Origin of the sequence: Paraburkholderia piptadeniae, assembly GCF_900007165.1 — a bacterium.
In the GTDB taxonomy this organism is placed as follows: domain Bacteria; phylum Pseudomonadota; class Gammaproteobacteria; order Burkholderiales; family Burkholderiaceae; genus Paraburkholderia; species Paraburkholderia piptadeniae.
On record NZ_CYGY02000053.1, the window covers coordinates 52,424 to 62,223 of the forward strand.

The following is a 9,800-nucleotide window of genomic DNA, read 5'->3' on the forward strand; positions in this document are numbered from 1 at the left end:
TCTTTGGAAAGGACCGCGAATGCGCGCCATCATTCTTGCTGCAGGTCTTGGCCTGCGTCTCCAGCAACCCGCCGGAGAACAGTTTCCCAAATGCCTGCTGCGTTTCGACGGCGTGACCCTGCTCGAGCGTCATCTGCAGATGCTCGATGCGGCGGGCGTCGATGAGGTCGTGCTTGCGCTCGGCTTCCAGCCGGAACTGGTCGAAGCCGAACTGAAGCGGATCGAATGGCCGCACAAGGTGGAGATCAAGCTGAACCCGCGCTTCGACCTTGGCAGCGTGCTCACCGTGCACACGGTCGCGGACGCGCTGACACGCGGCGGCGACGTGCTGCTGATGGACGCCGACGTGCTGTACGACGAGCGCATCCTGAGCGCGCTGGTGGCGGATCAGCACGCGAACCGCCTGCTCATCGACCGCGATTTCGAAACGGGCGACGAGCCCGTCAAGCTGTGCCTGAAAAACGGCGTGCCCGTCGAGCTGCGCAAGCAACTGGCCGTCGGTCTCGACTACGACACGATCGGCGAATCGGTCGGCTTCTTCCGTCTGCGCGAAGAAACGGCGAAGCGTTTTGCCGAGATCGTCGCGGGCTACGTCGACAGCGGCCGCGCGAACATGCCTCATGAAGAAGCCGTGCGCGATCTGCTGCTGGAACGCAGTCATGTGTTCGACACGGCTGACGTGACGGGCGCGCCGTGGATCGAAATCGATTTCCAGAACGACGTCGAGCGCGCAGCAGCGGAAATCCTGCCGATGCTGCAACCGCTGGTAGGCGCGGCGCGCTAAGCCGGCATCATAGACAGCGCTGTAAAAAATCGCGTGCTCGGGCAACCGGCACGCGATTTTCTTTTGCTGCAAGCGTCGCAACATCGTTTGTTGAGCCGGTGCAATAATTGCGGCTTTACGCCGACGGTCTCCCCGCTGTCGCCTCCTCGACCATGCCCCTGGCAATAGGCGCATTCATCGTTCCGTTGATCGTCGCGTGCGCGATGTTCATGGAAAACGTCGACTCGACGGTACTGGTCACATCCCTTCCGGTTCTCGCCCGCGATCTCGGGCACGATCCCATCACACTGAAGCTCGCGATCACCAGCTACGTGATCGGCCTGGGCGTCTTCATTCCCGTATGCGGCTGGGTCGCCGACCGCTATGGTCCGCGTTCCGTGTTTCGCACGGCAATCGGCATCTTCATGGCGGGCTCGCTGATGGCGGCCGCCTCGACGAACCTGCCGCTCTTCGTCGCCGCGCGTTTCGTGCAAGGCATCGGCGGCGCGATGATGGTGCCCGTCGGGCGCATCATCATCTTCCGTTCGGTGCCGAAGTCGGACTTCATCCGCGCCGTCAACTATCTGACCGTGCCGGCGCTGCTCGGGCCCGTGATCGGACCGCCGCTCGGCGGCTTCATCACGACGTATCTGCACTGGCGCCTGATCTTCATCGTCAACATTCCGATCGGCCTGTTCGGCATCTGGCTCACGAACCGGCACATCGCGAACATGCGCGAAGCACATCCTGGGCCGCTCGACTGGACGGGCTTTTCGTTGTCGGCGAGCGGCGCGTCGCTGTTCATGCTGGGGCTGTCGCTGGTGGGCGGCGCACTGGTGTCGAACAGCGTCTCAGTGGCGATGTGCGTGCTCGGGGCCGCGTTGCTGCTGATCTATTGGCGCTATGCGAGCCGCGTCGAGCGGCCCGTGCTCGATCTTAAGCTGCTTCGCATTCCGAGCTTTCACGCAAGCGTGATCGGCGGCTCGCTCTTTCGCATCGGTCTTGGCGCCGTGCCGTTTCTGCTGCCGCTGAAGCTGCAGGAAGGACTCGGCATGACACCGTTCGTTGCGGGGACGATCACGTGCGCGTCGGCGTTCGGCTCGATCTTCATGAAGACGATTGCTTCGTCGGTGCTCGCGCGCTTCGGCTTTCGACGCGTACTGATGTTCAACGCGCTGCTCGCCGGCTGCGCGATTGCGAGTTATGCACTGTTCACGCCGGATACGCCGCACGCGCTGATCTGGTGCGTCGTGCTGTTCGGAGGCATCTTTCCTTCGCTGCAGTTCACGTCGCTGAACTCGCTTGCGTATGCGGACATTCCGAGCAGCGACGTTGGACGCGCGACGAGTGTCGCGAGCGTCGTCCAGCAGATCTCGCTGGGCCTCGGCGTGACGGTTGCGGGGATCGTGCTGCAGGTTTCGCACGAGCTGCAAGGCCATCCGCGCATCGTATGGACCGACTTCTGGCCCGCGTTTCTCTCGATCGGCCTGTTCTCGCTGGCGTCGATCCCCGTGACGGCGAAGCTGCCGCATAACAGCGGCGAAGAGCTCGCGCGCGGCGGCAGAGGGCAGGCTTGACGCGCGCGCTCGGCTTGAGCCTGCATGAACGCCGCGTCGAAACCTACGATCGAGACATCAAACCGCTTCGCGCACTGCACGCAGGAACTGCTGCGTGCGCTCATGTTGCGGCGACGTGAAGAACTGTTGCGGCGGCCCTTGCTCGATGATCTTGCCTTGCGAGAAGAAGCACACACGGTCCGCGAATTCACGAGCGAAGCCCATCTGGTGCGTAACCATCAGCATCGTCAGATTGTGTTCTTCGCCAAGCCGGCGAATCACGTTCAGCACTTCGCCGCATAGCTCGGGGTCGAGCGCGGACGTCACTTCGTCGAAGAGCATCACTTTCGGACGCATCGCGAGCGCGCGCGCAATCGCGACGCGCTGCTGCTGACCGCCCGACAGTTGCGACGGATAGTGATTGCACTTGTCCTCGAGCCCGACCATCGACAGCAGTTCGCGCGAGCGGTCCGTCGCTTCCTTTCGCGACAGCCCGAGCACCTGCATCGGCGCTTCGATCGTATTCGCAAGCGCCGTCATATGCGGGAACAGATTGAAGCTCTGAAACACCATGCCGATCTTGCTACGCACGCGTCGCAGATGCGCGGGCGATGCAGGCACGAGCCCGCCGTTCTTGCGCATGTGGGTCAACGGCTCGCCGTCGACTTCGATCATGCCGCCTGTCAGCGGATCGAGCGTCATCAATACGCGCAGCAGCGTCGACTTGCCTGAACCGCTCGGCCCGATGATGGCGACCTTTTCGTTGGGCGCAATGTCCAGATCGAGTTCGTCGAGCACGGTGAGCGCGCCGTAGCGCTTCGTCACGCCGGCGAACCGCACCATCGGCTGCTGGCCGCCGGCGTTCGGCGCGTCCTTGAGCGCGGAAACGGGGTCTCGCTTCATCTCTTTCTCCATCACGGAAGACTCGGATTGCAAGTGGGTATCGATGTCGGTGCGCGACTTCATGGGAGCCTCAGACGGAATTCGAGCCGCCGCACGAGTTGTGCGAACGTAATGCTGATGACGAGAAAGAACAGCCCTGCGAGCGTGATCGGCTCCAGATACCGGAACGTTTCCGAGCCGACGTTCTTCGCCTGCTGCATCAGTTCGACCACGGTGATGGCCGACAGCACGGGCGTGTCCTTGAACATTGCAACGAGGTAGTTGCCGAGCGCGGGAATGACGGGCCGCACCGCTTGCGGCAGAATCACGCCGGCATAGGTGCGCCACGGCGACAGCGACAACGCGCACGCCGCTTCCCACTGTCCGCGCGCGACGCCGTTCAGGCCCGCGCGGTACACCTCGGACGTGTAGCACGCATAGTGCAGCGCGATGCCGATCGTGCCCGCCATCAGCGCTGACATCGTGATGCCGTACACGGGCAGCACATAGTAGAGCACGTACACCTGGATCAGCAGCGGCGTGCTGCGGATGAACTCGACGATGAACGCCACCGTGCGCGACACGGCCTTGATGTGGCTGCGCCGCAGGATCGCGAGCGCGAGGCCCAGCACGAGCGCAATCGCGAAGCCGACGAGCGTGATCAGTATCGTGTACACCGATGCGCGCGCGAGTTGAGGCAGGATGTGCGCGGCGTACTGCAAATCGAAGAAGTGATTCATGACGCCGCCTTTGGCACGGTTCGAACGATGATGCCGTGACTCACGCGCCGCTCGAAGTAACGCATCAGCGTGGCCAGCAATTGCGCGAGCACGAAGTAGATGACGAGCGTGAGGCAGAAGATCTCGGCCGTCTTGAACGTCGCTTCGTCGAGCTGGCGCGCGCGGAACGTGAGATCGGACAGCGTGATCAGCGATACGAGCGACGTGCCCTTCAACAGTTCGATCATCAGATTGGTTGCGGGCGGCAGCGCGCAGATCATTGCTTGCGGCAGGATGATGCGGCGCATGCGGGAGAATGCCGACATGTTCAACGCGAGCGCCGCTTCGAACTGGCCGCCCGGCACCGAGCGCAGCGCGCCGCGCAGAATCTCGGAGCCATACGCGCCATAGTGCAGGCCGAGCCCGACGATCGCGACCGTGAACGGCGTCAACTCGACCCGGAACGGCGGCAGTGGCAGCACGAAAAAGAACCAGAAGAGCTGCACGAGCAGCGACGTGCCGCGAAACACCTCGACATACACGTTGCCGATCCAGCGCAACGGCGCCCACGGCGAGAGCCTCGCGGCCGTGCCGACGAACGCCATCACAATGGCAAGCAGCGTGCCGAACACGGCGATCTCGATCGTGACGAGCGTGCCTTGCAGCAGCAGGGGAAACAGTTCACGCATGGCGGTGGCCTCGCTTGCATGACGGCGCCTCGGCGCGCCTCGGATTGAACTGGGGAAGCATTTTGAGTGCCTCCCCGGCGTGCGATCGCGCTGCATCGTCTGCGGCCCGATGCGTGAGCGGCGAATCACTGGCCGCAGATTTCGGCGGCCGTTTTCGTGGTCAGATTCGATTTATCGAAACCGAATGGTCCGACGGTCGAGAGATGATCGGGCGTGCCGAGCCATTGATGCAGCTGCTTGTTCACGGCATCGCGCAGATCGGTGTCTTCCGGGCGGAACGCGAGCGCGCCATAGCCCGTATGCTTCGGATCGTCCTTGAACAAGGAGACCGCTTCGACCTGGCCCGCGTCCTTCGCGGCGAGGCCCTTCATCGTGAGCGCCGTGCCCGCTGCCGCATCGGCGCGTCGCGTGCGCACGGCCTGAAGTTGCGCCGTCGTATCGGGCACCTGCAGCAGTTGCGTGTCCTTCACGCCCGCATCGCGCGAGTTCGCGACTTCAACGGCACCCGCCATCACGGCCAGCTTCAGGTCCGGCTGCTTTGCAATATCGGCAAAGCTATGCAGGTTCTTCGGATTGCCCTTCGTCACGAGCAGCGTGTCCTGGATCTGATACTGCGGATCGGCAAAAGCGACCTGCTTGCAGCGCTCCGGCGTGATGTACATGCCGGCGGCGATGACGTCGAAGCGTCCCGCGCGCAGGCCCGGAATCAGCGAGCCCCATTCCGTCAGCACGGCATCCACTTTCTTCACGCCGAGCTTCTCGAAGACCTTGCGCGAAATTTCCGGCGATTCGCCCGTCACCTTGCCATCGGGTGTCGTATAGGCGAACGGTGCTTCGTTCGCATAGCCGATGCGAACTTCGCCGGTGCGCTGGATGCGCTGCAACGTCGTTTCAGCCGACGCGAACTGGGTGTGCATTGCAAGGCCGGCTGCCGCGAGGCAGAAGGCGCCGAGCATGACGGACGTGCGCTTCGATTTCATGTCGATTCCGTAGGGCGAAAGTAAAAGTAATGAATGTCGTGCCACAGTGGCGCGATCCCCGGGAAAACCCGGTGAGGCAAGGGTTCCGGCGTTTCGAGCGACCTGAAACCGAACCATGAGCGCAGCATACAAAGCCATTTTTTTGTTCCCATTGCACTAGGACAATTATTTTCAGGGCTGCTTTCGTCGCACTATGCATGCTGTAGATATGGAGAGTGCAGTGATAGAGCAATGGCGGGATGCGGTCGGCGCGGTGCGTGGCGTCGAGTCGAAATACAAGCGGCTGGTGAAGGCGATTGCAACGGATATCGAAAGCGAGTCGTTGCGCGCGGGCGCACGTCTGCCGCCGCAGCGCGATGTCGCGTCCGAGCTGTCGATCAGCGTGCAGACAGTGACGAACGCATATAAGGAACTTGAGCGGCAAGGGCTGATTCGCTGCGAAGTGGGGCGTGGCAGCTTCGTCGCCGAGCGCGTGACGGAGACGATGTCGAACTACATGCTCGATACGGCCGAGCGCTCCGTGGTCGACTTTTCGATTGCGCGCATCATTCATACGCCCGAGCACGACGCGATGTGGCGCAAGGTCTGCGCGACGCTCGCGAAGATCGACGACCAGCCGTGGATACGCGCGTTCAGGCCCATCGCGGGCTTCGAGCATCACAGGCAGGCGGGCATCGCGTGGCTGGAGTCGCTCGGCATGCCCGCTTCCGTCGATACGCTGCTCGTCACCAACGGCGCGGCGCATGGCATCTTTCTCGCGCTCGCATCGCTGGTCGGTCCCGGCGATACCGTGCTATGCGAAAGTCTGACCGATCACGGTGTAATCGGCTCCGCGAATGTCCTGGGGTTTACGTTGAAAGGGCTGGAGATCGACGAGTACGGCATCCATCCCGAGCACTTCGAAGAGATGTGCGATAGCGAGCGCATCACCGCGCTCGTCTGCACGCCGACGCTCAACAATCCGACCGTCGCGCTGATGCCCGAATCGCGGCGTCGCGCGATTGCGCGCATCGCCGAGCGCTATGGCGTGTACGTGATCGAAGACGATGTCTATGGCCCGCTGCCCGCCACGCGTCCCGCGCCGATTTCGAGCCACATCCCCGAACTGTCGTTCTACTGCACGAGCATGACGAAGTCGGTGATGGCCGGCTTGCGCACGGGTTATATGACGACGCCGCGCCGTCTCGCGCTGCGCGTCGAAAGCGTGCTGCGCGTGAGTAGCTGGATGGCGAACTCGCCGATAGCGGAAGTGGCGACGCGCTGGATCAACGACGGCACGGCCGCGCGTCTGGTGGAAATGCAGCGCGAGCGGCTCGCGAAGCGCCAGGCGCTCGTGCAGAAGATACTCGGACCGTATGTGCTCGGCTCGCATCCGCATGCGCTGTCCGTGTGGCTGCGCGTGCCCGATCACTGGCAGGCGGACCGGCTCGTGCGCGAGTTGCGCAATCGCGATATCGCCGTGACGTCGCCCGATCCGTTCCTCGTGCGCGGCGCGGAACGGCCCAATGCGGTGCGGCTGTGCGTGGGCGCGGAAGTGAGCGAGGAGGTGTATCAGGAAGCGCTCGAAACGATGCACGACGTGTTCGAGCAGTACCCGCAGGTGCATGACTTCGGCTGATCGCAAGGCCGCATCGGATGAGCGCGCAGCGATGCAAAACGAAATGTACCAGGACAATAGAAAAGAATATTTAGAACATTAGACTGACCGCACTGAGTCCGGTGTGGCCCACGTTCAATGTAGTGAAATACTGACGTTGGGATTTTCCGCATCGGTCGCGTTTCTCATGCAGGGCCGATGCCAATGTCCGTTCTCTCGCTTGCCGATGTCTATCGCGCTCGACGCCGTATCGAAGGGCGCGTGCTGCGCACGCCGCTCGTCGAATCGCCTACGCTGTCGGCGATTGCAAAAAATCCTGTCTATCTGAAGCTCGAAACGGTCCAGCCGACGGGCAGCTTCAAGCTGCGCGGCGCGACGAACGCGCTCGTGCGTCTTGCGGAAACGGGATGCAAGCGCGTGGTGACGGCGTCGACGGGCAATCACGGGCGCGCGGTCGCGCATGCGGCGCGCGCACTCGGCATCGAAGCGGCCGTGTGCATGTCGTCGCTCGTGCCGTCGAACAAGGTCGAGGCCGTGCGCGCGCTGGGCGCGCAGGCGCGCATCGTCGGCAAGAGCCAGGACGACGCGCAGGCCGAAGCACAACGCCTCGTGCGCGAAGAAGGCTATGCGTATGTGCCGCCGTTCGATCATCTCGACGTCATCGCCGGACAGGCGACCATCGGCGTCGAGATCGCCGAGGACTTGCCCGATGTCGCGCACATCGTCGTCCCGTTGTCGGGCGGCGGGCTCTTCGCGGGCATCGCGTTTGCGGCGAAGCAGATCAATCCCGCGGTGCGCATGACGGGCGTGACGATGGAACGCGGCGCCGCGATGCACGCGAGCCTCGAGGCGGGCAAGCCCGTGCTCGTCGACGAAGTCGAGTCGCTCGCGGATTCGCTAGGCGGCGGCATCGGGCTCGACAACCAGTACACGTTCCCGATCACGCGCGAGCTGATCGATGAAGTCGTGCTGCTCGACGAAGCGACGATCGCGCGCGGCCTCGTGCATGCATACGAACACGAACGGCTGGTGCTCGAAGGCGCGGCCGCCGTCGGCATTGCGGCGCTGCTCGCGCAGCGTTTGCACAATGCCCCTGATTTTCAAGGCCCGATCGTGCTGATCGTGACGGGCGCGAATATCGACATGAACCAGCATCGCCGCATCGTGCGCGCGGGCTGAACGATTTGCATGGGATCGGAGTAAGCGCTGAAGCGCTAACTCTGATCGACACAGGAGACACTGCATGACTGCCATTACCCTCTTGGGCGAATCGCAATTGCGCGAACTCGTGCCGCTCGATCTCGCCGCGATCGATCAAGTCGAGTCCGCGTTTTTGTCGCTTGCCACCGAGCCCGTCGCGATGCCGCCCATCTTGCGGCTCGACCTGCCCGAGCATCGCGGCGAGGTCGATGTGAAGACGGCGTACTTGCCGCGCTTCGACAGCTTCGCGATCAAGGTGAGCCCCGGCTTCTTCGATAACCCGAAGCTCGGTCTGCCGAGCCTCAACGGACTGATGCTCGTTCTGTCGGCAAAAACAGGCCTGACAGAAGCGGTATTGCTCGACAACGGCTATCTGACGGCCGTGCGGACCGCGGCGGCGGGCGCCGTCGCGGCGCGCTGGCTCGCGAAGCAGCAGGCGCCGAGCGTCGCCGTGATCGGCGCGGGCGAGCAGGCGCGTCTGCAATTGCAGGCGTTGTCGATGGTGCGAAAAATCGAGCGCGTCAAGGTGTGGGCACGCAACCGCGCAAACGCCGAGCGATTCGCGGCGGACATGTCCGCGAAATTGCACATCGCCGCTGAAGTCGCGCGCGACGTTCATCACGCGCTCGCCGAAGCCGACATCGCGATCACCACGACACCGAGCACCGAGCCGTTGATCCAGTCCGCCGACCTGCATCCGGGCCTGCACATCACGGCGATGGGCTCGGACGCGGAACACAAGAACGAAATCGCGCCGCAAGCACTCGCGGCGGCGCGCTACGTATGCGATCGCGTCACGCAGACGCGCGTGCTCGGCGAACTGCATCACGCGATCGAAGCCGGTGTTGTCGATGCGAACGCAAAGCACGCGGAGCTCGGACAGATCATCGCAGGACAGGCCAAAGGACGCACGAGCGACAGCGACATCACGCTGTGCGATCTCACGGGCACGGGCGCGCAGGACACGGCCATCGCGACGCTCGCCGTCGCGCGTGCCCGCGCGGCCAATGCAGGGACCATTTTCCGTAACGACATGAAGCGCTGAGAGGAGACCATGTCAGATACACGTCAACAGGCGGCGACCCCCGTGGTACGCCTGCCATTCGATCGCGCCGAATACGACGCACGCATCGCGAAGACACGCAAGGCGATGGAAAAGGCGCAGATCGATCTGCTGATCGTCACCGACCCGACCAACATGGCGTGGCTCACGGGCTACGACGGCTGGTCGTTCTATGTGCATCAATGCGTGCTGCTCGCGCTCGACGGCGAGCCCGTCTGGTATGGCCGTGGACAGGATGCGAACGGCGCGCTGCGCACCGTGTTCATGAAGCGCGAGAACATCATCGGCTATCCCGATCACTACGTGCAGTCCACCGAGCGTCATCCGATGGACTATCTCGCACGCGAAGTG

General features: G+C 63.3%; 10 protein-coding genes. 6 read left to right on the forward strand and 4 right to left on the reverse strand.

Going from position 1 to position 9,800, the window contains the following annotated elements:
* Positions 1-19 precede the first annotated feature (19 nt).
* Both BN2476_RS27355 and BN2476_RS27360 read left to right on the forward strand, forming a co-directional pair.
* Positions 20-784 (forward strand): phosphocholine cytidylyltransferase family protein, encoded by a 765-nt coding sequence (locus BN2476_RS27355; protein ID WP_087737342.1) that lies wholly within the window; start codon positions 20-22, stop codon positions 782-784.
* A gap of 107 nt (positions 785-891) precedes the next feature.
* On the forward strand, positions 892-2,340 hold the full coding sequence (locus tag BN2476_RS27360) for an MFS transporter (protein WP_268957955.1): 1,449 nt from the start codon (positions 892-894) through the stop codon (positions 2,338-2,340).
* 57 nt (positions 2,341-2,397) lie between these two features.
* Here the strand turns inward: BN2476_RS27360 and ehuA are convergent, their stop codons facing one another.
* The 4 genes from ehuA to ehuB all read right to left on the reverse strand — a co-directional run bounded on the left by ehuA (position 2,398) and on the right by ehuB (position 5,589).
* Positions 2,398-3,285 (reverse strand): ectoine/hydroxyectoine ABC transporter ATP-binding protein EhuA, encoded by an 888-nt coding sequence (ehuA, locus tag BN2476_RS27365; RefSeq protein WP_328590400.1) that lies wholly within the window; start codon positions 3,283-3,285, stop codon positions 2,398-2,400.
* Entirely contained in the window at positions 3,282-3,941 is a 660-nt protein-coding gene (ehuD, locus tag BN2476_RS27370; RefSeq protein ID WP_087737344.1) for an ectoine/hydroxyectoine ABC transporter permease subunit EhuD, read from the reverse strand. Before ehuD ends, ehuA begins: the two co-directional genes overlap by 4 nt.
* A complete protein-coding gene (ehuC, locus tag BN2476_RS27375; RefSeq protein ID WP_173819670.1) occupies positions 3,938-4,609 on the reverse strand; it encodes an ectoine/hydroxyectoine ABC transporter permease subunit EhuC in 672 nt (223 codons plus the stop codon). The genes ehuD and ehuC overlap by 4 nt, the downstream gene beginning before the upstream one ends.
* Before the next feature lie 125 nt (positions 4,610-4,734).
* On the reverse strand, positions 4,735-5,589 hold the full coding sequence (gene ehuB / locus BN2476_RS27380; protein WP_087737345.1) for an ectoine/hydroxyectoine ABC transporter substrate-binding protein EhuB: 855 nt from the start codon (positions 5,587-5,589) through the stop codon (positions 4,735-4,737).
* A 208-nt stretch (positions 5,590-5,797) separates the two neighbouring features.
* Between ehuB and ehuR the strand changes: the two genes are divergently transcribed.
* From ehuR to BN2476_RS27400, 4 genes are all read left to right on the forward strand, one after another.
* Positions 5,798-7,207, forward strand: a complete 1,410-nt coding sequence (gene ehuR, locus BN2476_RS27385) for a MocR-like ectoine utilization transcription factor EhuR (protein ID WP_173819671.1) — start codon at positions 5,798-5,800, stop codon at positions 7,205-7,207.
* A gap of 183 nt (positions 7,208-7,390) precedes the next feature.
* On the forward strand, positions 7,391-8,365 hold the full coding sequence (eutB, locus tag BN2476_RS27390; protein ID WP_087737346.1) for a hydroxyectoine utilization dehydratase EutB: 975 nt from the start codon (positions 7,391-7,393) through the stop codon (positions 8,363-8,365).
* Between the two features lie 64 nt (positions 8,366-8,429).
* Positions 8,430-9,431, forward strand: a complete 1,002-nt coding sequence (locus BN2476_RS27395; protein ID WP_087737347.1) for a cyclodeaminase — start codon at positions 8,430-8,432, stop codon at positions 9,429-9,431.
* Positions 9,432-9,440: 9 nt separating this feature from the next.
* Positions 9,441-9,800, forward strand: a 360-nt coding sequence (locus tag BN2476_RS27400) for an aminopeptidase P family N-terminal domain-containing protein (protein WP_173819672.1), incomplete at its 3' end; no start/stop codon positions are given.

Excerpts from the sequence above, each read along its gene's own strand:
- BN2476_RS27355 (WP_087737342.1), top strand. The coding sequence starts at position 20 with ATGCGCGCCATCATTCTTGCTGCAGGTCTTGGCCTGCGTCTCCAGCAA.
- ehuA (WP_328590400.1), bottom strand. The coding sequence starts at position 3,285 with ATGAAGTCGCGCACCGACATCGATACCCACTTGCAATCCGAGTCTTCC.
- ehuD (WP_087737344.1), bottom strand. The coding sequence starts at position 3,941 with ATGAATCACTTCTTCGATTTGCAGTACGCCGCGCACATCCTGCCTCAA.
- ehuC (WP_173819670.1), bottom strand. The coding sequence starts at position 4,609 with ATGCGTGAACTGTTTCCCCTGCTGCTGCAAGGCACGCTCGTCACGATC.
- ehuB (WP_087737345.1), bottom strand. The coding sequence starts at position 5,589 with ATGAAATCGAAGCGCACGTCCGTCATGCTCGGCGCCTTCTGCCTCGCG.
- ehuR (WP_173819671.1), top strand. The coding sequence starts at position 5,798 with ATGGAGAGTGCAGTGATAGAGCAATGGCGGGATGCGGTCGGCGCGGTG.
- eutB (WP_087737346.1), top strand. The coding sequence starts at position 7,391 with ATGTCCGTTCTCTCGCTTGCCGATGTCTATCGCGCTCGACGCCGTATC.
- BN2476_RS27395 (WP_087737347.1), top strand. The coding sequence starts at position 8,430 with ATGACTGCCATTACCCTCTTGGGCGAATCGCAATTGCGCGAACTCGTG.